Source organism: Dietzia sp. NPDC055340 (assembly GCF_053645335.1).
This window is the reverse complement of record NZ_JBSHML010000001.1, coordinates 17,284-40,975: the sequence shown is the minus strand read 5'-3', so window position 1 is coordinate 40,975 and position 23,692 is coordinate 17,284. Positions and strand designations below refer to the sequence as shown.

Below are 23,692 nucleotides of genomic sequence, written 5' to 3'. Positions count from 1 at the left end.
GGCGCCGACCGGCGAATTTCGTGAGCCGCATTCCTCGGCTCCGGAGCTGCCGCGCGGTCTGCCCCTCAGGACACCTCTCGGATCAAACGCCGCCTATGAGATCCGCCAGGTGGCGCGCGATCGGATAGGTGTCGTGCTATCCGAGGGGCTAAGCGCCCTGATTGGTCCTCCTGGGACGCCCGCAGGGTCGCGTTCGCTGAAGGAAATCGGTCCACGAGGGCGCGCAACTCGCTGGGTGTTCGGCGAGGACGATCTCGAAGCGGGCGTCGCCACCCAGATCGGCCGTGTTTCGTGGAATCCGATCGCGATTCGTGAAATCCCGTCGCGATTGAGCAGGCCCCCACTCGGCCGATGCCTGCAGGTTGGCGACCGATCTCGAGCCCGGCCGGGTGATCGGGCCGGGTGCTCAAGCTGGGCGGTCAGGCGGGGCCGATGCGGAGCATGCGGGTCAGGGTGGGCTGCCACATCACGCCAGGTGCGTCGCCACGGGCGGCCAGTGTGCCGGTGAGCTCCATAGGCTCGTCCAGCGGGGCATGGCCCACGAAGGTACGCATGACCTCCCGGCCGGTCTCGACATCCGTCGAGGTGGCGAACACCGGTCCGACCTTCTGCGCCAGCCCCAGATCGAGCAGTTCCTGGCCCGGAAGCACGTCTGGCAGAGAACCGAGTGGGGCACCCGCCGCGGCCGGGCCGTAGGCCATAGCGTGAATCTGCCCGTCACCGGTGGTGAGCTTGGGCAACGAGGCCGTCCGGGACAGTGAGGTCCAGGCGCGCGAGCAGGCCCCGTCCGCGCCTGACCCGTTCACATCCACATCGATGCGGGTCATGCCGCCGGTGTACGGGGCAGACGGCGGCACCGCCGGCCCGTCCACCGCGAACGGCGGGTACTCGAATCCATAGGTGTTGACCAGCACCAACGCATCACCGAACGCGATGATCGAGTTCTCGGTGGCCGCGGGCCCCTCGATCAGCACGCTGTCCGCAGCCGCCGTGGACGGGTCGAGCGTCGTGGCGAACGCCGGCATCCGGCACACCTCGGATCCGTCTGCCTGACGCAACACGAGCAGGGCCGGGTGCTCGGAATCGTCGGTGATCGCGATCAGTCCGTCCCCCGGCCCGAAGTAGGTGGGCGTGGTGCCCGATCCGTACGCGAGCAGGCCCGGCTTTCGACCCGACTCCACCTCGTAGCCGTGCCGCCAGCGCACGACCGGCGTCCCGTCCGCCTCGGAATCGATCTCGTAGAGCGCCCGGGTGGTGATCACCGACGCGCCACCGGGGCGGATCGTCAGTCCGTTGGTGATCCGCTCGCCCGCGGGGAGTGCGAGGAATCGCAGTCCCGGGTCGTTGTCGTCGTCGTCATGGTTTCCATCCCCACCCTCGGGGCCGGCGCCGGCCGGTCGCACGGTGCCCACCACCCCGTTCGACGTGGCGAACCACACGCGCCCGTCGAACGCGGGCATGAGGCCGGTGATCGCGTCACCCTCCGGCACGGCCGGCGACAGATCGGCCAGAACCTCGACCGTCATCCGCCAAGGCCCCTCGGCGGTGCGTTCATGCCCTACGGCGAGCAGCCGGCGGTTGCCGTCGGCCACCACCACCCGGTCGCGGTCATCGAGGTAGCCGTACACCCCGCCCAGCAGAGCGCCCTTGGCGAGCTGCACCTCCGTCAGTACGTCGGCCGTGTCCGGGTGGAAGAGCTTGACCGTCGGCGCCAACGGGGTGGGCGGATTCATGCCCACGTACGAGGTGCACAGGGCGACCGGCATGCCGTCGGATCCGATGAACACGGTCGAGCAGGTCGCGCCGGTGAGCGACGAGGTGATCGCCGGGTTCACGCCGGGTCCCCGGCCGGGCAGCGTGTCGGTGGACGCGGCGTCACCGTGGACGGTGGCCGTGCCGACGGGTCCGAGTCCGGGTGGTGACGCCGCCTGCGCTCCGGCCGCCGGCGCGTGGAGTACAGCCACGCTCGTCGCCATCGCCACAGTCGCCGCCAGAGCCCGCCGCACAGTCCGCATGGGCAGATCTCATCATGCCCGGGCCGCGGCTGGCTGCGACTTGCTCCACTTCGTGCGGTGTAACGCGGCGGCGACACCGGTGGATGATCACTACGGTCGGCGCCGATGACGACGACAAGTAATTTCCGTTAATCTGAGATGATACTCATTTTGTGATGACCAGCATGATGTGCTCGAGATTAGGAAGTGATACGCGGGTGGAGTCAGAGCCGAGGGCCCCCGCACGTGATGCCGCATCCGACCCGATCCGTACGTTCGTCCTGCCAGACGCGACACCCACCGGCGCGGCGGTCGGCGGGAGCGGCCGAGATTCGCCGTCGTTCACCTCGCTGTCACGCCCTGCGCAGGTCATCCACCGGCATGCACTGTCTCTTCTCGGCGGCGAGGAGAGGCTCGTCGTGATCCACGCCGGTCGCTTCGACTGCGCGAGCACCCTCCTGAGGTCTCACCTCGCCACGCAACGGCCCTCCGGGCCGACTGCGGTGGCTCATCTGATCGATCCCTCCCCCGATATTTCCCAGGAGGAATACTGGGGGCGGCTCGACGCCATGCTCCGCGGCCGCTCGGCCACGGGCGGCGACGCGGAGGCCGGAAGCTCCGACGTCGATGCATCCCGCAACGCGTTCGCCTCCCTTCTCGACACGGTGTCCGCGCAGACCAGGCCGGTTCTTCTGGTGCTGGACGATCTGCACCTGGTCGAGGACGCGGTGACGTGCGTCGACGACCTTCTGGCCGTCGCCCCGGACGCCGGCCTTCGTATCATCGCCGTGACCCGGGTCGAGGGCGCCTGGCCCGAGTGGATCGACCGGCACTTCGACCAGCGGCTCATCCGCTCCGATTCGCTGCGTTTCGAGCCCGATGACGTGGCCGAACTACTCCGCTTGTCCGGAGCGGACACGGGCATCAGAACCCCCGAGATCATCCACCGGGTGACCGAGGGACTGCCGGCGCTGATCTGGGCGGCGTGCCGTACGGTTCCTGCTGCCGAGCTGAGTGAGCCCGTGCACCTCGAGGAGTTCGTCGCCGCGGCGATCGACCGGGAGGTCAACCGTGTACTCAGTCGGGATGCGCGGCTGTCCGCTCGCCGTGGCGCCCTGCTCCTGTCCGCCGCAGCCGATCCGCTCACCGCTGATAACGCAGCGGCTTTCGCGCACCCCGCCTCCGGGGCGTCCGCATTTCTCGCCGAGGTGGATCGCAGCGGAATGGCGCGGATCTCCGGACCGCCCTCGGCCCGCGAGCGACGATATTCCCATCCGGTCCGCTCCGCCCTCCTACGCCTCGCCGCGCGAGAGCTCCCAGGACTCCTCGACGAGGCCCAGCGCGGCCTCATCGCGCTCTGGCTGAGCCTGGACAGGCCGCACGACGCGCTGCTCGCGGCGGAGGAGATCCGGGACTGGCCGCGGGCGGCCGACATCATCCGGGAACATTTTGAGGTCCTCTATACGCGGGACTACCCCATCACCATGGCCCATCAGGTGCTCGCCAAGCTTCCCGAGGAGTTCGTCGCCAGCGACGCACTTCTCAGACGCCTCCGCTCGATGCACCATCGGTTTGCCGCTCCCCGGGACGTACCGGGCCCGGCCCCCGTCGCCGCCGCGGTCGCCCCGCCCGGGTCCGACGAGCACCATGCGAAACAGGTCGACGCACTGTTCCACGCGATCGATCTCCGGGTACACGGCCGGTTCGACGAGTCTGCGGCCCTGTGTGATCCGTTCGCCCTCGCACCGCCGTTGAATCTCGATGAACTGTCGGAGGAGGAGCGCGACACCGAGGGCTTCGCCTTTGTGCATATTGGCATCAGCTATCTGCTGAACGGTCGGTTCGATGACGCGGTCGCCGCGCTACTGCGGGCGTTCCGCACGGCGGTCGAACCCTTCATCCTCCGCGACGCGGCGGGCAAGCTCGCGCTCGTCAACGTGCTGTTGGGCGACCTCCACGAGGCCCGCGCGTGGCTGGCTGAGGAGCGTAGACGCCCTTCGCTGCCCGCCGACACCGAAGCGCTCGTGCGCTCGGCGGGCGACGTGGCTGCAGCGTTAGTGGCACTCGAGGACTTGGACACCGACGCAGCGATGACCATCTTCTTCGACCTCGACCGCCCCGCGGATCGGGAGGAGTTCTGGGGATTCATCCTCTACGCCTGGGGGCAGCTGTCCCTGGTCAAGGGAACCCCCGCCAACAGTCTGCGATTCCTCGAGAAGGAAATGCTGAGATTCGCCTCCCTCACCGACAACGGCGCGGTCGTGGGTCCGCTCCTCGACTCCGTCCGAGCGGAGCTTCAGCTCGCGTGTGGTCGCCCGGACAAGGCGCGGGAGCTGGTCGCCGACTCGTCTCATCCGCTGACCGCCCCGGTACGCGCACGCCTCTTGCTGTTGGAAGACGACCCGACTGCCGCGCTTGCCCTGGCGGAGATGGCGATGAAGAACCACCGTGTCACCCCACGGGATGCGATCGACCTCGAGCTGATCGCCGGCGCGGCCATGCTGTCCATCGGAGACCACGACCAGGCACGGCAGTATCTGTCGAGAGCCACCTCCACCCGCCGGGTCACCGGGCTCCGGCGCCCATTCACCGCGCTGCCCGGCGCCGTTCTCCGCAGACTCGCGGTCCTCGGCCCCGCCCTTCCCGTCGATCCCGACAGGCTCACCTCGGAGTTCGGTCGGTTGAGTTTCATCGACGGCGCCAGCACCCCTGATCTGAGCGGTCACACCGATGCGACCACCGCGGCCGTGCCAGATGCATTGACCGACCGCGAAATCCAGGTCTTGCGTGCACTGGCCTCCGGCGCAACCAACCGGGAGATCGCCGCCGAGGAGTTCGTCAGCATCAACACCGTCAAGTCCCAACTCAGATCGGTCTATCGCAAGCTGGCTGTGACGACGCGATCAGATGCCGTGGCCCGGGGCCGACTCCTCGGCATTCTGTGATCCGGCTGTCCGCAGGCCGGGTTCAGACCCCGATCCGCTGTGGGTTCACCCGGGTGAAAAGCCTCTGACCACGCAGTTTGCCGTTTTCCTTACTTAAACTCCGACTGTGTGATCGCTGAACCCAACGAGGTACAGCGTCATCGAAGATGTCGACAGTTCGGCACCCCGGCTCCTTGTTCGTCACGGATCCTGACCCTCCCCTGGCATCGCCGCCCACCCCCGTGGGCGGGTCAGCGGCGGGCTGTTCTGACGTGCCCTAGAGCGGTCGGTGCCAGGAAAGGACCCCCAATGCGTGATCGTTTTCTGCTGCATCGTGGCGGAGAGGGGGTGGTTCGATGGTTCTCGATACCCGTGATGTTGGCCGTGCTGGTCCTCATCGCGACGTCGCTGACGTTCCCCTGGGCGGCATCAGCAGAGGAGCCGACCACCGCCGCGCCTACCGCGACGTCGACGGCGACGCCTACCGCCTCGAATAAGGCGACGACGACAACCTCGACTGCCAGCACGAGCGCACGCACCGGGGTCAGCTCGACCCAAGCGCCCGCGCGGCCGTCAACCTTCGCGCCGGCAGCGGTCGCAGATGCAAACAACGCCCGGCAGGCGCCGCAGGCCGCCGACGAGGGCATTGAAACCTACGCACTCAACCCGGGCATCAAGGTCGAGATCACGGAGATCCTCGTCGAGGACGGCAGCTCGGATGAGCAGATCGAGGTCGGCGACTCCGTCGAGGTGCACGGCACCTGGGACGCGCGAAGCGCCAACCCGAAGCCCGGTGACGAATTCACTATCCGCTTCCCGGACGAGCTCAAACTTACGGACACTATCGACTTCAGCCTCGTAGGCGCGGAAGGCGAGATCTGGGGCACCTGCGAGGTCAGCGTCCCGGAAAACGTGATGACCTGCGCCCTCTCTGACGCGGTTACCGAGCGTCCAGAGGAAGTCCATGGGTCTTTCTACGTTTACTCCAAGGCAGTCAAGTACACGACTGCCGACGAAGTCACGTTCACTATCAACAACACATTGACCGCTGGCGGGCGTCTCCCCGGCGGTGGTGGGATCTCCGACGGCAATGACCTGGGCTCGGCCGTCAAGAGCGGCAAGCTGCAGCCCGACAAGGCTGCGGTCCGCTGGACCATCGACATTCCCGGCAGCGACCTGATCGCTCTGGACGCCGAGGGCAACGGCACTGCCACTTTGAGTGACGACCTTTCCGACACCATGCAGCTGTGCGAGGCGCCACGCCTCAACCCGGTCCTGCAGTCGGGACGGCCAGGCAGCCTTCAGCCGGTTCCCGGCGGAGTCACCGTCACCCAGTCCGGCGGCGCCGGAACGCCGATCGCTATCGAGATCGCCAACGACGGAGCTTTCCAGGCGGACCAGCTCTACCGCATCGAGTACACCACGTGCACGGTCAGTGGTGAGCCGGACCTCTCTGAGCCCGACGGCGAACCGGTCATCTACAACAACTCCGTGACCATTGGCGACACCACCGTGTCGGCCCCAGGCGTCGAGCAGGGCTGGCGACCGGAGACCCTTCCGTGGAAGGAAGGCTGGATCAACACCGGCGACCGCAATCGCAGCGTCAACTGGACCATCACGGTCCCGGGCTCGTTCATCGCCGCGAGCGACGGTCACGCGGTGACCATCGACGAGGATTTCATCGGCGAGCACGCCGTGTGCGAGGACGGGCTGAAGGTGGCCATCGCCCGCTCCGATTACCTGCCCGGCCCCTCCGGCTCGGGTCCGACCCATGTCGATGTGACCGATCAGTTCACCCTCTCCAACACCGCTGATCCGGGCGACACGCAGTTCACGATTGATTTTTCCCCGAAGGACATCTCTGCGTTCGACCCCGAGCAGTATTACTACGTCAAATTCGCCAGCTGCGTCACCACTGAGCAGGACGTCCCGGATAGCGGAGACCTGCTCCGCAACGAGGCCACGGTGAACGGCGAAGACGTCGCCTGGGAGCTGCGGCCCCCCGGGTTCACTAGCTCGAAGAGCGGTCAGGTCAACCTCGAGCCGACGACGGTGGCCGGGGAGCAACAGCCTGTCGGATCGACCATCGACTGGCAGGTGAGGATCCCCGGCCACCACCTCGAGAACGTCACCAAGCCGGCCGTCATCAACGACACGTTCTCCGACACCATGGCTGTCTGCGAGGTCGGCGACGACCTCAAGGAGAACCTCAACCTCAGCGTGATCGCCCGGGACTTCAAGAGCGACGGCGACATCAACCCCGAGCGTGATCTCACCGAGGCCGCCGATGTCGAGCTGATCGACGGCGGCGTGTCCTTCACCCTGCCCCGGGACGAGGGGGACTACAGCCGCGAGATCAACTACTTCATCGACTACACGCTCTGCACCAGCAGTGGTGGGCTTGACCAGCGTGGCACGGTCTACGAGAACACCCTTGCGTACAACGGTAAGGATCTGACCAGCAGCACTCGGCAGTCCTCTGGCGGCGGTGGAACCGGCCAGGGCGTCTCCCGCGGTTCGTTCTCGTTGGAGAAGTCGATTCACGCGTTCTCTGAGGAGTTCGATGACAAAAACACGGTGTTCACCGTGCTCGTCGAGGAGTTCGCGCCCGGCGTGGATCCGGCGACGGGTACCGCCGAGTCCACCTATGAGGTCGAGGTGAAGGCCGACGGTACCGCGGTCAGTGGCTTGAACCCGCGTGGCACCGGCTGGCAGATTCGCCTGTCCGAGATCAAGCTCCCCTCTGGCAACGGCGTTTACTTTGAGCCGGGCGTGTTCAAGCCCGGCCCGGGCATCACGCTCCACGCTGATGGCACACAGGCGATCGTCGCAGTCCAGCCGAAGACAAACGTCGGAGTCGAGCTGGAAAACCGGGCCCATCACGGCACCGCTACCGTGACCAAGACCGTCACCGGCGACGCCAAATCAGAGTTGACCGGTAACGAGCGGTTTGTGATCCAGGCCGACATTGACACCGGCGTGGCGGGCGAGGGCACCGAGCTGCGCCAGTTCACCCTGCGCGACGGTCAGCACTACAACCTTGGCGACCTGCCGATCGGCACCACGGTGACGTTCTCCGAGGTGCAGCCGGCAAATACCGACCGCATCACCTGGGCCAAGCCGGTCATCGTGCCGGAGACCCTCGTCATCGGCAAGGACCCCGCGGCGAACGCCGTCTCCGTGACCAACGAGGCCTCCATCACCGAGGGCACCTTCATGTTGTCCAAGGACATGCGCGGTCCCGAAGCGTTCAATCCGGCTGTCCCGGAGTTCGTGGATGTGGTGGCCACCTGGGCCAACGCCGACGGAATCGAGCAGTCCAAGACGCTGCAGCTGCCGACCAACGGCACCTCCATCGAGTTCGGGGAGAAGCTGCCCGGCGGCACTGAGGTCATCCTGACCGAGACCGTTCCAGAAGACGGAAGCGGTATCGCCTGGGGATCGCCCTCCTACTCGGGATCGGTGACGATCGGTGACGACGGCCAGGCCGTGGTCACCATCGGCAAGGACACCGGCGCGGTCACCGTGACCAACTACGTCGACACCAACGACGGCACCCTGCGACTAACCAAGCAGATCAGCGGCGAGGCCGCCGAAGCCGCGAGCGACGCGGAGTTCACGGTCGAAGCACGCTGGAAGGACGGCACCGACTACCGCACCGAGCGGCTCACCGTTACCCCGGGTGAGTCCACCCCGCTCGGGGTCGACCTCCCGGTCGGCACCGAAGTGACCTTCACCGAGGTGGGCCTGCCTGAGATCGCCGGCGTCGAGTGGGGCGACATCTCGTGGGGCACTGACCCCTCAGGGGAGTCGTGGTTGATCAACAACCCCGGCGGCACCGCCACCGGCATCGTCTCCGACGACCCAACCGACGGCCGCCTGATCACCCTCACCAACGAGGCCACGTGGCAGTTCGGCTCAGTCGGTTTCGAGAAGTTTATCTTCGACGGCGACACTCCTGTCCCCGCGACAGAAGCCGACCTTCCCGATGGCGCTGAGTTCGAGGTCCAGATCGACGGGATCGATCCCGCGCTGCCCGCCGGTACCGACTTCCCGGCCGTGGGTGATCGCATCACCCTCAATGCCGCGAACGACTGGAGCTGGAACTCCGGCGACGTGCTGCCCCGCGGCACCGTGGTCACCTTCTCCGAGGTCGATCCCGAGCCGCTGGACGGCCTCGACTGGGCACGGCCGTTCTACTACGTCACCGCTGACGCAGGCGAGCCCGGCGACCGGAACACGGTCGAGATCGTCCCCGGCGAGCGCGCCGAGGTCGAGATCCGCAACCGCCCGATCCCGACTACGGAGGTGGAGATCGACAAGATCGTCACCGGTCCGAAGGGCGGCCAGGTGACCGACCACGAGTCGACGACCTTCCAGGTGACCGCTACCTGGACGGACGTTGACGATGAGGATCGTTCCTGCATCCTCGACGTGACGCCGAATGGTGGAATGACGCCGACTGCCGAGTGTGACGCGACGATCATCGACGGGCGCGTGCAGTTCCCGCGAGACACCGAGATCGCGTTCATCGAGACCGGCGCCCACACCGACGTGGGCAACGTCAACTGGGGCGACGTCACCTGGAGCGTCACCGGCGGCAACGCCGAGACCGGCGAGATCGACGGCGAGCCCACCGGCGTCGTGGTCACCCTCACCGGCGACGATCCGGTGACCCTCGAGCTGGAGAACGAGACCAGCAGCAATGGTCTGATCATCATCCCGATCCCGATCCCGCTGCCGCCCTTCGACGGCGGATCGTCGAACGGGTCGTCACCGGACCCGGGTGGTTCCTCGGGAACGTCGACGGGTGATCCGTCGAAGCCGGGGCAGACCTCACCGCAGAGGCCGGACCGCCCGGTCGACCCACAGCGGCCGATCGTGGCAGGCGAGTCCGGCCACAACGGAGCACCGGGCAAGCCGGCTCCCGCGCGGCCGGACAAGGCAGGGAAGTCGAGCGAGTCGGCGCTGGCCGTGACGGGCGCGAACGTCGCCTGGCTCGGCGGTGCAGCACTCGTGCTGATCGCTGGCGGCGCACTGCTCATGCTGCGTAACCGCAGGGACCAGGCGGCCGAGTAGTCCGCCAAGTGACAATCCCGACGCGGTGTGCACTTGCCGACACCGGATAAGTGCACACCGCGTCGGGATATCGGCGCCCCTCCCACAATCTCGTAAGAAACTACAAGGAGAACCCATGTTCAGCATCCCGCTCGGCAGCGTCATCGAGGACGTCCAGACCACCGGCTCCGCCGGGATCGACCTGCTCGGCCGACTGTCGATCTTCCTGTACGACCTGCTCGGGGGCGACCTGGGCAGTTCCACCGTGAGCTCGTCCGACCTGTCCTTCTAGGACCCAGATCGCCTATCAACGCCCCGGCCCACGGCGCAGCCCACGCTGCACCGTGGGCCGGGGCGCGTCATGAGACCATTCATCCGCGACGCTCACGACCGAGCGCGCCAGTCGAAGGGAGCGAGCCTGTGACCGATCCCGTGGCGCCGGCCCGCCTACCGGATCCGGCCGAGCCGCCGCCGGCGCAGACCCGCCACAGGCCCGGCGCCGGACAGATCGCCGGCGAACTCCTCCTCACCGTCGGGGCACTCCTGCTGCTCTTCGTGATCTACGAGGCGTTCTGGACCAACCTCGCCTCCGGTCGCCTGCAGGACGAGGCGACCGCGCAACTCGAGGACAGCTGGAACGAGGCCACACCGGCGGCGAGCACCGAGCCCGTCCCGCCGACCGCTCCCCCACTCGGTCAGGCGTTCGCCCGTGTCCATTTTCCGGCCCTCGGCGAGGACGCCGCCTTTACCGTGCTCGAGGGCACCCGTAATGAGGATCTGCGCACCGGGCCCGGCCATTACGTGGACACCCAGATGCCGGGCGAGCGCGGAAACTTCGCCCTCGCCGGCCACCGCAACGGCTCCGGAGCGGTGTTCCAGCATCTCGATCAATTGCACTCCTGCGATGCCGTGGTGGTGGAGACCGCGTCGCAGTGGATGACGTACCGATTGCTCCCCGTCGACGCCGCCGGGCCGCAGCGCCGGGCCGCGGCCGAGCGCTGCCTCACGCCTGAGCAGGCCGCGCGGGTCACCGCCGGCGACTACTCCCACGTGCAGGGGCGCCACATCACCACGCCGGAGGCGATCGAGGTGATCAGCCCCGTCCCGGGCACCGCGTGGGGAGAAGAGAACGACGACGACCCTGTCAGGGCCACGGCCGAACGACTGCTCACCCTCACCACGTGCCATCCGCAGTTCTCCAACGCGGAGCGTCTGATCGTCCACGCCGCCCTCGTCGAGACCATCCCGAAGTCGGGCGACGCCCGGCCCGCCGCATTGGAGGAGCGCTAGATGTACGTCTACCTGTGGCGATCGCTGCCCGGTCCGAAGCCGGTCAAGATCGTGCTGCTGATCGTATTCCTCGCAGCACTTGCCCTACTGCTCATGGAAGTCGTGTTCCCGTGGGTGTCAGCGCAGCTGCCCTACACGGACGTCACCGTGTAGGGCAGGCATCTGCGCCAACCGGTGTGGCGCCCCAGCGGCGGCACCCCGGAATAGCCCCGGCAGCGCCTTCTACAGGTTCACGGTCACGTCCGCGCCCTCGCGCAGTCCGTCGGACATGGTCTGCATCTGCTCGGCCTGCTTCTCGGCCCTGAGCTGCTCTTCGACCTGCGGGCGGACCTGTTCCAGCGGTGGGAGCTGCTGGGCGCCGGCGCCACCCTCGGCGCCGCCCATCATTGACTGCTGCTGCACCACCTGGTCGTAGGCGGCCTGGACCTCGTCGTCACTCGGGGAGAACTCGCCGTACTCCTCCGTGATGAGCTTCTCCACCCGCAGCTGCTTTGCGATCTGGTCCATCACGCCGGCACGGTCCATCCCCTGCTCGCCCATCTTGGCCACGAACTCGTCCGTGCTCACCTGGTTGGTGTCTGCAAACTCTTGGAGCGAGGCGTCCTTCTCCTCGTCCGAGACCTCGATGCCGCGGTGGGCGGCCTCCTGCTCGAGCAGCGCGCTGCCGACGAGCCCCTCGATGGACAGCTGCTTGATCTGCTCCTCGTCGACCGGCTGGCCGGACATCTGTGCCTGCATCGACATCTGCTGGTACTGGCCCTGAAGCACCGAGACGAACTCGGCCTTGGTGATCTCTTCGCCGTTGACCACAGCCACCGGGTCCGGGATGTTGCTGGTGTCCGGGCCCTGGCCCTGCGCGGCACTGCCATTGGCGCCCTCGCCCTGGTCCTGGGCGGCCTGCTCGGTCGCGGCCTGCGGTTCGGGCTGTGCGGTGTCGCCGTCGCCGGGCGCACTGCAGCCCGCCACGATGAGCACGGACCCCGCCGCGGCCACTGCCAGCCGCCATTTCTGCTTGAGCACACGATCTCCTGACGTTGATGGGTGCATCGGTCCGCCGAGGCTACACATCGGAGCTAGGCGGAGCCTGTGCACGCGCGTCAGAACCGCAGGATCGCGCCCTCCGCCACGTCCTTGGGCAGCGTGTCCACCACGAGCACCGTGCCGGACGTCGCCAGCACCTGGCCGACCGCCGAATCCAGGTCGTCGGGTGCGTGGTCCGCGGTGCAGCGGCGGCGCGTGAGCAGCAGGGTGTCGACCCGGCCGTCGCGGGCCGCGTGCAGGATGTCCGAGCCGCCGCCGGCGAGGGCGCGCCCGGCCCCGATCGCGTCACCGAACCGCTCCGCGTCGGCCTCGGACCGCGCCCGCAACGCCGGGTGGACGATCGCCCAGGCCCGTTCGTGCAGCTCATCCGGCCGAGAGGTGTCCGGGTTGCCGGCCACCGCCTCGCCGAGCAGGTGCGGGTAGGTCAGGTGTTCGCGCAGCGTCGGCAGGTACTCGGCCACCGCCGCCACCACGACGGGCCGGCGGTCGTTCGGTTCCAGCACCTCCCCGAGCCCCTGCGCGACCTGCCGCAGGAACTTGTCGAGCTGCACGCCCCCGACCTCGGCGCCGGTGCCGTGACTGTGCATGACGCCCCCACCGCCGGCGCCGAAGTGCTGCTGCTGATGTGGGGGCGGGGTGGTCTCGCCGCTGATGTCCTCGATCGAGGCGGGGATGGACCCGAGGTCGATCTCGCGCATGGTGGCGAAGGTCGCCTCGAACAGGCGGACCTTGTTCTGGCTCAGCGCGAGCAGCAGGAAGTCGTCCTGGTGCATCCCCGCGGACACCACCGGGAGCACGGCCAGCCGGTCGCTCACGTACGCCACCTCGGGGAAGTCGATGGTCAGCCGGTACGCCCGCCAGAATCCCTCGGCGGCGTACATCGCCAGTCCGTCGGCGAGGTAGCGCCAGAACTCGTCGTCCTCGAGCAGGGCGACCAGCGGACCGAGGATCTCGGCGGCCGCCTCCTCGCTCGCGCCGTTGGCCTTGAGACCGGCCTCGGCGTCCTTGATCAGGGCCTTGGCGCGGATTGGGTTCTCGCGGACTTCGGCACCCCCGCGGGCGGTGGGCATGTAGATCGACACGGCCGGGCCGGTGACGTTCCCCAGCTCGGCGAGATCGGCCTTGGTGATCGAATCGGCTTCTGCAGTGCGGGTGATATCAGCCATGACCCGACGCTACTGACGTGTCCGGTGGGCCGCGACCGGTTCGCCGGCCGGGCACGTGCGCACCTCGTCGTCGTCGTTCCCGGGGCCTCTCCGTGACCCGCGCGGCTACCATCGCGGGCGTGACCGATCCGCCTCCGACCCCCGCCGACCGGCGCCCGACGTCGCCCGCGGGCCAGCCCGCGGTGAGCTCCGCGCGGATCCTCGTCACGCTCATGGTGCCGCTGTTCATGGCGCTGATCGCGCTGTCGGTGATCAACGTGGCGCTGCCGGTGATCGGTGACTCGCTGCAGGCGGACTCGAGTGGCCTGCAGTGGGTGGTGTCCGGGTACGCGCTGTCGTTCGGGCTGCTGCTCGTGCCGTCGGGGCGGCTCGGTGACGCGACCGGCCGCAAGCGGATCTTCCTCGCGGGCATCGCCGTGTTCATCGTCGGCGCGGTGATCGCGGGGTTCGCCCAGGGCATCGAAATGCTCAACGCCGCCCGCCTGGTCCAGGGCGTCGGCTCGGGCATGCTCAACCCGCAGACGTTCGGCCTCATCCAGAAGTACTTCCGCAAGGAGGCCCGGGCTCGGGCGTTCGCGACCATGGCCACCACCGTGTCCGTGGCCACCGCATCGGGACCGCTGGTGGGCGGGCTGCTCATCCAGGCGCTCGGCGACAACCTGGGTTGGCGCGCGATGTTCCTGGTCAACGTGCCGCTCGGCGTGCTCGCGTTGGTGTTGGGGTACCGGTGGCTGCCGGACGACCGGCGGATCCCGACCCCCACGGGCGAGGACGCCGCGCGCGACGTCGGACTGTCCCGGGCCCGCGCCGGGGCGTCGGCGCGACTGGACGACGACCACGACGGCCGCGGCGACCACGGCCACGAGGACCACGACCACGACCACGACGACGACGACGCGGCTGCACTCGCGGCCGATCGCGCGATTGCCTCGACCACGGCTCGCGCTCCTGCCACCAGGCCGGCCCGTCAGCGCCTGGACCTGGACCCGGTCGGCATCCTCCTGCTCGGCGTGGCCGTGTTGACGATCATGCTGCCGTTCCTGGGCCGCGAGACCCCGCCCGCGCTCTGGGCCCTCGTGCCCGCCGGACTGGCGCTGCTCGGGGTGTTCGCCTGGTGGGAGCGTCGCTATGAGCGGATCGGCCGGCCCCCGCTGGTCAATCCGGACATCTTCCGCGACGCGGGCTTCCGCAACGGCATGGTGATCGTGTCGATCTACTTCGTGGGCGGCACGAGCCTGTGGATCGTCATGCCGCTCTACCTGCAGTTCCATTTGGGTTATGCGCCTATCGATTCGGCGTTCATCAGTCTGCCCGCCTCGATCTGTGCGGCTGTGTCAGCACAGGTCGCGGGGCGGTTCGTGCTGCGGCTGGGGCGGCGGATGGTGGTGGCCGGGTTCACGCTCACCATCTGCGCGCTCGTGGCGTTCATCGTGCTGGCGGGGTTCGTCGAGTCCGGCGCGCTGCACTATCTGGTGTTCATGGTGCCGGCGGCGTTCGTCGGCATCGCGCAGGGCATGACGATCTCGCCCAATCAGACGCTCACGCTGCGCGCCGTGGACCCCGCGTACGGAGGCGTGGCCGGCAGCATCATCTCGCTGGGCCAGCGCATGGGCACGGCGGTGGGCACGGCGATCGTGCCGGGCGTGCTGTTCGGGATCGTCGCGGCGAACGGCGACTGGCTGCTGGCGTTCCGCGCGGCGCTCGGGATCATCGCCGCTCTGGCCGCGGGGGCGCTGGCGTTCAGCATCGTCGACCGTCGCCGCGAGGTGCGGGCCGACCGGGAAGGCGCCGGGGCCCCCAGCTGACCCTCCCGCCGCCTGAGCCCCGCCGGCTCATCGTCCCCAGGCCCTCCGCCCCGGGGCCCTCCCCCGCGGGTTGCAAGGCGCCCTCCGCCCGGGCCCTCCGCCCCGGGTTGCAAGGCGCCCTCCGCCCGGGCCCTCCGCCCCCGGTTGCAAGACATCGCCGCCGATCTGCAAGACATCTGGTGCGATTCAGCGCCCGGAAATCGCCTCATTTGTCTGGCAGCCGGGAGTCGCTGTCTTGCAACCGGGCGGGGATGCGCACGCTTGGCGAACTTAGAGGCATTCCTAGAGGGTCGCGGCGAGTTCGACGCCCTGCTTGATGGCCCGCTTGGCGTCCAACTCGGCGGCCACATCGGCCCCGCCGATCACGTGCACCCGCGGCACAGCCCGGGCGCCGCCCTCGGCACGGGAACGACCCGGCTCACCGGATAGCTCATCGGCGAGATCGCGGACCGACTCCTGCCCGGCGCACACCACGACCGAGTCGACACCGATCAGCTTCGGTCTGCCCTCCGAATCGAGGATGTGCAGCCCGTCGTCGTCGATCTTCACGTACGTCACGCCGATGTACTTGTGCACGCCGCCGGCGTCGAGCTCGGCGCGATGCACCCACCCGGTGGTCTTGCCCAGGCCGCGGCCGATCTTCGAGGTCTTGCGCTGCAGAAGGTGCACCTCGTGGGCGGGCTCGTCGAGCACCGCGGTCCCCAGGCCGGCGCGTTCGGTCGCGGGGTCGACCACGCCCCAGCGGCGGTTCCATGCCTCGACATCGGTGGAGTGTCCGTGCGGCTCGCGCCCGTCGATCGCGATGCCGGGACCGCCGGCCAGCAGGAACTCGGACACGTCCACGCCGATCCCACCAGCCCCGATCACTGCCACGCGCCGGCCCGGGATGCGCTGACCGGTGAGCAGTTGCGGATAGGTCATGACCATGGGGTGGTCGACGCCGGGCAGATCGAGTACGCGCGGGCGGACGCCGGTGGCCACCACGACGTGGTCGAAGTCGGCCAGGTCGGAGGCCTCGGCGCGGCGGCCCAGGTGGACGGGCACCTCCAGCACCTCGAGGCGGCGACGGAAGTAGTCCAGCGACGCGGCGAACTCCTCCTTGCCGGGCACGCGCATCGCGTAGCGGAACTGCCCGCCGAGTTCGTTCTCGGCCTCGAAGACCTCCACCGCGAGCCCGCGCGATGCGGCGGCCTCAGCGCACGCGAGCCCGGCGGGCCCGGCGCCCACCACGGCCACCCGGCGACGGGCGGGAGCGACGGTGAGCAACAGTTCCGTCTCGCGGCCAGCGCGCGGGTTGACCAGGCAGGAGGCGCGCTTGTTCGCGAAGGTGTGGTCGAGGCAGGCCTGGTTGCAGGCGATGCAGATGTTGATCTCGTCGGCCCGCCCCTCGGCCACCTTGGACATGAACGCCGGATCGGCGAGCAGTGGCCGCGCCATAGAGACGAGGTCGGCCTGCCCGGCGGCGAGGATCTGCTCGGCCAGGTCCGGGGTGTTGATGCGGTTGGAGGCGATCACCGGCACGCCGACGGTCTCCTTGAGCCGGGCCGTGCGGTCGACGAACGCGCCGCGCGGGACCGAGGTGACGATGGTCGGGATGCGCGCCTCGTGCCAGCCGATCCCCGTGTTGAACACGTCCACGCCCGCGGCCTCGAGGCGCTGCGCGAGCTCGGCCGTCTCCTCCCAGGTCTGGCCGCCGTCGACGAGGTCGAGCAGGCTGATGCGGTACTGCAGCAGGAAATCGGCACCCACCTCGTCGCGGACGCGGCGCACGATCTCCTCGGGGAAGCGCATGCGCGCGCTCGCGGTACCGCCCCAGGCGTCGTCGCGATGATTGGTGCGGGCGGCGAGGAACTGGTTGATGAGGTAGCCCTCGGAGCCCATGATCTCGATTCCGTCGTAACCCGCCCGCCTGGCCAGGCGCGCCGCGCGCACCCAGTCATCGATCGTGCGTTCCACCCCGCGCGCCGACAGGCCGCGGGCCCGGAAGGGGCTGATGGGGGACTTTGACGACGACGACGAGCGCACGAACGGCTGGTATCCGTACCTCCCGGCATGCAGGACCTGCAGCAGGATGTGTGAGCCCTCAGCGTGGACGGCGTCGGTGAGCGTGCGGTGCTTGTCTGCCATGCGGCGCGAGGCCATGATCGACCCGGCCGGCAGCAGCCACCCCTCGACGTTCGGCGCGTATCCGCCGGTCACGAGCATCGCAGCGCCGCCGCGGGCACGCTCGACGAAGTAGGCCGTGAGCTCGGGCAGATGCCTGCTACGGTCCTCGAGCCCGGTGTGCATCGACCCCATGACCAGGCGGTTGCGCAGAGTGAGGGGTCCGACGGCGAGGGGGCTGAGAAGGTGCGGATGGCTCGTGCTCATGGCCCCCATTGTGCCGGTCCGCACACTGTAACGAATGTGACTCCTGTGACGAATGATGCGTAAGTGATTCGGCGGCTCTAGAGTCGAGCACCAGTGACCCATCCGGGTCCGGCAGCCGCCCAGGAAAGGACATCACGTGCGTCACCCGATCCGTTCCGCCGTCGTCGCGGGAACCTCCGCCCTCCTTCTCACGATGGGCGCCGGCACCGCCGCAGCGCAGAGTTCGTTCGGGCCGACCGCTCCGCTCTCGGTGGACCTGGCAGGGATCGCCGCGCTGTTCGGGCTCGCGGCCGCCCCGGCCGCGCCGGGAGACCCAGCCCCCGAAGAGCAGTCCGGCCACCTCGCCGCGATACCCGACGAGATCAACCAGAAGGCGTTCGCCGGCACGGTCGTGGCCGGCATCAACGAGGCGCGGACCGCCGTGGGCGCGGACCGGCTGACGACCTCCCCCGCCCTCGAGTCCGACGCCCTTGACCGCGCAGGGGAACTGGCCGCGGGCGGTACGGCGACCGGCGACCTACCCGTGCCGGACGCCGTGTCGACCACAGACCGCACCACTCTCACCCTTCCGGCCCAGGCCACGCCTCCGAATGTTCTCACTGCGCTCCTGGCCGACACCGGCATGCGCGAGCGGATGCTCGACGGCGAGTTCACGCAGGTCGGAGCGGGCACGGCGACCGCGGACGACGGTTCCATCCACGTGGTGCTCGACTTCGCTTAGGCCCCAGGAACAACGCCCAGAACCTGAGTGGCCTCACGCGGTACCAGATTCCGTGCGCCGACCCCCGCGGCAGTCCGTCGCCCAACTCGGGACGCCCCTGGCCGCTCGTCCGCGCCTCAGACCCCCGCGAGTAGAGCCTCGAGCCCGGCCCCGAAACGCGGGCCAAAGTCGACGTCCGCCATCTGGGGGTCCGCGCTCCGCAGGTTGTGGTGCGTCTGCTCCTCGAGCCCGAGCCCGATCACGTAGCCGGTCAGCGCGGTGGTGAGCCCGGGCGCCCGGTCGGCCTCGCCGTACCGCGCGCAGGCCGCCTCGACGGCGTCGGCCACCGGGTTCACAGCCCCCGCCGCGAGCCCGAGCGCCACGATCTCCGCGCCGTCGGGCACGCTGGTCACCGCCGTACGCAGCGCCTCGCCGATCGCCCGCAGCTCGGCAGCGGCAGAATCGCCCGCCTCGACCGGCCGCACGGTGGCCAACACGCGCTCGGCGACGCCGGTGAGCAGCGCCTGCTTGGACGGGACGTGCCAATACAGGGCGCTGGGCTGGACGCCGATCCGCGTCGCGAGCGTGCGCATCGACATGCCCGCGAGCCCGGATTCGCGCAGGAGCTCAAGGGCGGTATCGACGACCGACGTCTGGGAAAGGGCCACGATCGCCGATCCTACCGACCGGGCACCCCCGCGCCTGAACGCTGTACAAGACGGGCCCGCCCCGCTACCTTGAACACCGTTCAATGAACGTCGTTCAGGAGGAAATCATGGCCGCCAATATCGAGTCCGCCACCCCGCAGCCCGTCGCCCCACGCTGGCACGAACTCGCCGACCACGTCTTGGCGGGCAACCAGGTCTCCGCCGCCGACGCTCTCGCCGTTCTGCGCGCCCCGGACGCCCAGCTCATGGAGGTCGTCGCCGCCTCCTCCCGCCTGCGCTTCCACCACTTCGGCAACAAGGTCAAGGTCAACTACCTGGTCAACCTCAAGAGCGGCCTGTGCCCGGAGGACTGCTTCTACTGCTCGCAGCGCCTCAACTCCACGGCCGGCATCCTGCGCTACACGTGGCTGAACACCGACGAGGCCGTCACCGCGGCCAAGGCAGGCATCGCGGCAGGCGCCTCGCGCGTCTGCCTGGTCGCGAGCGGAACGGGCCCGAGCAACCGCGAGGTCGGCAAGGTCACCGACATCATCGAGGCCATCAAGTCGGACACGCCTGGCGTCGAGGTCTGCGCATGCCTGGGCGCACTGAAGGACGGCCAGGCCGAGTCGCTGTGCGCGAGCGGCGCGGACGCCTACAACCACAACCTCAACACGGCCGAGAGCCACTACGAGGAGATCTGCACCACGCACACCTACGCCGACCGCGAGCACACCGTCAGCCAGGCCCACGGCGCCGGCCTGTCCGCGTGCTCGGGCTTCATCGCCGGCATGGGCGAGACCCACGAGCAGCTGGTCGAGCTGGCCTTCGACCTGCGCGCGAAGGGTGTCGACTCGATCCCGGTCAACTTCCTGCTGCCCTTCGACGGCACTCCGCTCGAGGGCGTCGACACGCTCAACCCGCGCGACTGCCTGCGCATCCTCGCGATGGTCCGCTTCGTCGCGCCGGACACCGAGATCCGCGTGGCCGCCGGCCGCGAGCGTCACCTCGGCAACCTGCAGGGCATCGCGCTGTACGTGGCCAACTCGCTGTTCCTGGGCGACTACCTCACCTCCGAGGGCCAGCCGGGAGCGGCCGACCTGGAGATGATCGCCGACGCGGGACTCGAGGTCCTGCGCATGGATACCGATGCAGAGGGCGGGCGCGCCGGGCGCCGCGACAGCGACGACGACAACGCCACCACCGCGCCGACGCCCACCGGCCAGGACGCAGCCACGGAGCCGGCGGCCGTCGCGACCGAGTCCGCCGCCGGCCCCAAGCAGAATCCGGTCGCGATCCGCACGCGGGGCGCGGGCACCAGCGAACCCGCGAACGCCTGACATGCCCACGCAGATCGCCACCTCGGGGACCATCTCCGCGGGGTGTGCCACACCCCCGCGGTCGACCGCGGACCCGCAGCCGACCGACGCGCTGCTCGCCGCCGACGCCGAGCACGTCTGGCATCCCTACGGCGGCTTCCCGGCGTCCACGCAGCCGCTGCCCGTGGCCTCGGCCGACGGGGTCCGGTTGCGCCTGGCCGACGGCCGCGAACTCATCGACGGCATGAGCTCGTGGTGGGCGGCCGTCCACGGCTACCGGCACCCGCACCTCGATGCGGCCGCGCACCGGCAGGTCGACACGATGAGCCACGTCATGTTCGGCGGGCTCACGCACGCACCGGCGGTGGAACTGTCCCGGCGCCTCGCCCAGATGGCGCCAGGTGAGCTGAACAAGGTCTTCCTCGCGGACTCGGGCTCGGTGTCGGTGGAGGTCGCGGCCAAGATGGCCATCCAGTACCAGCGTTCGCTGGGCCGTCCGGGCCGCACCCGGCTGGCCACCTGGCGCGGCGGTTACCACGGCGACACGCTCAGCCCGATGAGCGTCTGCGACCCCGAGGGCGGCATGCACAGCCTGTGGCGCGGGGTCGTCCGCGAGCAGGTGTTCGCCCCCGCCCCGCCCGCTGACTATCGCCCCGGCTACGTCGCCGAACTCGAGCGCACGATCCGCGATCACGCCGACGAACTGGCCGCGATCATCGTCGAGCCGGTGGTCCAGGGCGCGGGCGGGATGCGCTTCCACCACCCTGACTACCTGCGCGAGCTGCGGCGCCTGGCCGACGAGACCGGCACCCTGCTCATCTTCGACGAGATCGCCACCGCCTTCGGCCGCACGGGCGAGCTGTTCGCCGCCGACCACGCGGGCGTCGCGCCCGACATCCTGTGCCTGGGCAAGGCCCTGACCGGCGGATACCTCACCCTGGCGGCCACGCTCACCACCGATCACGTGGCCGAGGTGATCAGCGCGGGCGAGGCGGGCGGACTCGCGCACGGCCCGACGTTCATGGGCAATCCGTTGGCGTGCGCGGTCGCGTGTGCCTCGCTCGACCTCATCGAGGCCGGCGAGTGGCGCACGCAGGTGCCGCGGATCGCCGCGCGCCTGCGCGACGGCCTGGCCCCGGCGCTCGACCTCCCGGGTGTGGTGGATGTGCGGGTCCTCGGAGCGATCGGCGTGATCCAGCTTGACCGGCCGGTGGAGATGACAACGACGACAACAGCCATCACCGAGCGAGGCGTGTGGCTGCGCCCCTTCCGGGATCTCATCTACGCGATGCCGCCCTACATCTGTAGCGACGACGAGATCGACACGATCTGTGCCGCAGCCCTCGCCGGGGCGCGGGTAGGAGCAACACGATGACCCACTCCCCCACGCTCGACTGGCTCGATGCCGCCGCAGCGAACCGGCGGGCCCGCCACCTGCACCGGGCCCTGCGCCCGCGAACGGCCGGCGACGGCGTGCTCGATCTGGCCTCCAACGACTATCTCGGCCTGGGCACCCACCCCGAGGTGCTCGAGGGCGCGATCGCCGCGACCCGCCGGTGGGGCGCCGGCGCGACCGGATCTCGACTGGTCACCGGCACGACCACCGACCACAAGGAACTGGAGGACGAGCTCGCCGGCTTCACCGGCCGCCCCTCGGCGCTGGTGTTCTCCTCCGGGTACACGGCCAATCTCGGCGCGGTCGTGGCAATGTCCGGGCGCGGGTCGCTGATCGTCTCCGACGGTGGTTCGCACGCCTCGCTCGTGGACGCGTGCAGGTTGTCGCGGGCGCGCGTCGTCGTCGTCGAACGGGGTGACGTCGCGGCCGTGGAGCGGGCGCTCGCGGGGCGATCCGAGGAGCGGGCGCTGGTCGTCACCGACTCGGTGTACAGCGCCGACGGCGACCTCGCACCACTGACCGCGTTGCACGCGGCGTGCGAGGGATACGGGGCTGTACTGCTCGTCGACGAGGCCCACGGGCTGGGCGTCCGCGGGGCCGGCGGGCGCGGGCTCGTGGACGAGCTCGGGCTGACACGGCACGAGAACGTGGTGGTCACGGCGACGCTGTCCAAGGCGCTCGGGTCGCAGGGCGGGGTGGTGCTGACCTCGGAGCGGGTGCGCGACCACCTCATCGACACCGCGCGCACCTTCATCTTCGACACCGGGCTGGCGCCGGCGAGCGTGGGCGCGGCGCGAGCGGCACTGGCGGTGCTGCGGCGCGAGCCGCAGCGGGCGCACCGCGTGCTCGAGGTTGCCGAACGCCTGGCGGAGGTGACCGGCGCGGACCGGCCCTCGTCGGCGGTGGTCTCGGTGATCCTCGGCGACGCCGAACGCGCCTACGCGGCCTCGCAGCGCTGCGCTGAGCTGGGGCTCCGCGTGGGCTGCTTCCGGCCGCCGTCGGTCCCGGAGGGTACGGCGCGGCTGCGGCTCACCGCCCGCGCCGACCTCTCCAATGCCGACCTGGCCACCGCGTGCGATGTCCTCACCGAGGTACTGGCCGACAGCAGGGTCCCGGCATGACGGCCGTCGACCGTCCGGTGATTGTGACCGGCACCGGGACCGACGTCGGTAAGACCATCGCGACTGCGGCACTGGCGGCGCTGGGACGTTCGGCCGGGCTGGACGTGGGCATCTGCAAGCCGGTCCAGACCGGGCTGGCGCCCGGCGAGCCCGGCGACGCCCACGAGGCGGCGCGGCTGTCCGGCGTGGAGCGGGTACTCGAGGTGCGGAGGCTGCCCGATCCGCTCGCGCCCGAGACCGCCGCCCGAGTGGCCGGGTTGCCGCAGTCCACGCGCGAGGAGTTGCTCGGTCCGATTCGCGACTGGCTCGGCTCACCCGGCACGGGCGACCACGCCACCGGGTCGCCGCCGCGGCGCCTGGACCTGGTCGAGGGCGCGGGTGGGCTGCTCGTGCGCCTCGGGACCGACCTGACGATCCTCGACCTGGCCGCCGCCCTCGACGCCCCGCTCGTCGTGGTGGCGCGGGCCGGTCTGGGCACGCTGTCGGACACCGAGCTCACCGTCCGCGCGATCGACGCCTCGGGACTGCGATGCGCGGGAGTGGTGGTGGGCTCGTGGCCGTTCGATCCGAATCTGGCCGACCGCTGCAACCTCGAGGACCTGCCGCGTCTGACCGGCGTACCGGTGCTGGGCCGTGTCCCGTACGGCGCCGGCGGGCTCACTCCCGACGAGTTCGTCCGTCGCGCTCCGGACTGGTTCGAGGCGAACACGGTCGCCACGCTCGAGCGTTCTCTACCGGCGGCGATCAGCACCTGAGTGCGACCGCCCACGACGCGGCAGAGTTCGCTCGACACGGTGCTTGATTTCTCGGCGTTCCTCGCGCATCTCGTCGAGCGAGTTCTCGTTGCCGCCAGCTATGGTG

Annotated in this window: 16 protein-coding genes; 11 read left to right on the top strand and 5 right to left on the bottom strand. The window is 69.6% G+C overall.

The genetic code is table 11. The features are described from left to right. Positions 1-419 precede the first annotated feature (419 nt). Positions 420-1,976: a hypothetical protein gene (locus tag ACWIFB_RS00175; protein WP_454056921.1), complete on the bottom strand. Its 1,557-nt coding sequence runs from the start codon at positions 1,974-1,976 to the stop codon at positions 420-422. Between the two features lie 236 nt (positions 1,977-2,212). On the opposite strand from ACWIFB_RS00175, the gene ACWIFB_RS00170 reads away from it, so the two are divergent. From ACWIFB_RS00170 to ACWIFB_RS00150, 5 genes are all read left to right on the top strand, one after another. Then, positions 2,213-4,939 carry a LuxR C-terminal-related transcriptional regulator gene (locus tag ACWIFB_RS00170; RefSeq protein WP_454056920.1) on the top strand — a complete coding sequence of 909 codons (2,727 nt, stop codon included), beginning with the start codon at positions 2,213-2,215 and terminating at the stop codon, positions 4,937-4,939. Between the two features lie 288 nt (positions 4,940-5,227). Then, positions 5,228-9,997 carry a DUF5979 domain-containing protein gene (locus ACWIFB_RS00165; RefSeq protein ID WP_454056919.1) on the top strand — a complete coding sequence of 1,590 codons (4,770 nt, stop codon included), beginning with the start codon at positions 5,228-5,230 and terminating at the stop codon, positions 9,995-9,997. A 115-nt stretch (positions 9,998-10,112) separates the two neighbouring features. Continuing rightward, positions 10,113-10,268, top strand: coding sequence for a hypothetical protein (locus ACWIFB_RS00160; RefSeq protein WP_454056918.1), 156 nt, complete (start codon positions 10,113-10,115; stop codon positions 10,266-10,268). A 140-nt stretch (positions 10,269-10,408) separates the two neighbouring features. Continuing rightward, entirely contained in the window at positions 10,409-11,266 is an 858-nt protein-coding gene (locus tag ACWIFB_RS00155) for a class E sortase (protein WP_454057035.1), read from the top strand. Continuing rightward, positions 11,267-11,419, top strand: coding sequence for a hypothetical protein (locus ACWIFB_RS00150; protein WP_454056917.1), 153 nt, complete (start codon positions 11,267-11,269; stop codon positions 11,417-11,419). Between the two features lie 69 nt (positions 11,420-11,488). On the opposite strand, the gene ACWIFB_RS00145 is transcribed toward ACWIFB_RS00150, so the two are convergent. Together ACWIFB_RS00145 and ACWIFB_RS00140 are read right to left on the bottom strand one after the other, a co-directional pair. Then, entirely contained in the window at positions 11,489-12,286 is a 798-nt protein-coding gene (locus ACWIFB_RS00145) for a SurA N-terminal domain-containing protein (RefSeq protein WP_454056916.1), read from the bottom strand. Positions 12,287-12,363: 77 nt separating this feature from the next. After that, on the bottom strand, positions 12,364-13,473 hold the full coding sequence (locus ACWIFB_RS00140; protein WP_454056915.1) for a baeRF3 domain-containing protein: 1,110 nt from the start codon (positions 13,471-13,473) through the stop codon (positions 12,364-12,366). Positions 13,474-13,592: 119 nt separating this feature from the next. On the opposite strand from ACWIFB_RS00140, the gene ACWIFB_RS00135 reads away from it, so the two are divergent. Next, entirely contained in the window at positions 13,593-15,278 is a 1,686-nt protein-coding gene (locus ACWIFB_RS00135) for an MFS transporter (RefSeq protein WP_454056914.1), read from the top strand. Positions 15,279-15,560: 282 nt separating this feature from the next. Here ACWIFB_RS00135 and ACWIFB_RS00130 read toward each other — a convergent pair whose 3' ends face one another. After that, positions 15,561-17,648, bottom strand: coding sequence for an oxidoreductase (locus ACWIFB_RS00130; RefSeq protein WP_454056913.1), 2,088 nt, complete (start codon positions 17,646-17,648; stop codon positions 15,561-15,563). Between the two features lie 136 nt (positions 17,649-17,784). On the opposite strand from ACWIFB_RS00130, the gene ACWIFB_RS00125 reads away from it, so the two are divergent. Next, complete coding sequence (locus ACWIFB_RS00125; RefSeq protein ID WP_454056912.1) at positions 17,785-18,369, top strand: CAP domain-containing protein; 585 nt, start codon at positions 17,785-17,787, stop codon at positions 18,367-18,369. A 116-nt stretch (positions 18,370-18,485) separates the two neighbouring features. Here the strand turns inward: ACWIFB_RS00125 and ACWIFB_RS00120 are convergent, their stop codons facing one another. Further along, complete coding sequence (locus ACWIFB_RS00120; RefSeq protein ID WP_452100032.1) at positions 18,486-19,016, bottom strand: TetR family transcriptional regulator; 531 nt, start codon at positions 19,014-19,016, stop codon at positions 18,486-18,488. Between the two features lie 107 nt (positions 19,017-19,123). Here ACWIFB_RS00120 and bioB point away from each other — a divergent pair, with 107 nt between their 5' ends. The 4 genes from bioB to bioD are packed head-to-tail and all read left to right on the top strand — an operon-like array spanning position 19,124 to position 23,586. Continuing rightward, positions 19,124-20,335 (top strand): biotin synthase BioB, encoded by a 1,212-nt coding sequence (gene bioB / locus ACWIFB_RS00115; protein ID WP_452100033.1) that lies wholly within the window; start codon positions 19,124-19,126, stop codon positions 20,333-20,335. A gap of 1 nt (position 20,336) precedes the next feature. After that, a complete protein-coding gene (locus tag ACWIFB_RS00110) occupies positions 20,337-21,689 on the top strand; it encodes an adenosylmethionine--8-amino-7-oxononanoate transaminase (protein WP_454056911.1) in 1,353 nt (450 codons plus the stop codon). Next, on the top strand, positions 21,686-22,831 hold the full coding sequence (locus tag ACWIFB_RS00105) for an 8-amino-7-oxononanoate synthase (RefSeq protein ID WP_454056910.1): 1,146 nt from the start codon (positions 21,686-21,688) through the stop codon (positions 22,829-22,831). The genes ACWIFB_RS00110 and ACWIFB_RS00105 overlap by 4 nt, the downstream gene beginning before the upstream one ends. Continuing rightward, the gene (gene bioD, locus ACWIFB_RS00100; protein WP_454056909.1) at positions 22,828-23,586 is read left to right on the top strand and encodes an ATP-dependent dethiobiotin synthetase BioD; all 759 of its coding nucleotides are present in this window, start codon (positions 22,828-22,830) and stop codon (positions 23,584-23,586) included. The genes ACWIFB_RS00105 and bioD overlap by 4 nt, the downstream gene beginning before the upstream one ends. Positions 23,587-23,692: the final 106 nt, after the last annotated feature.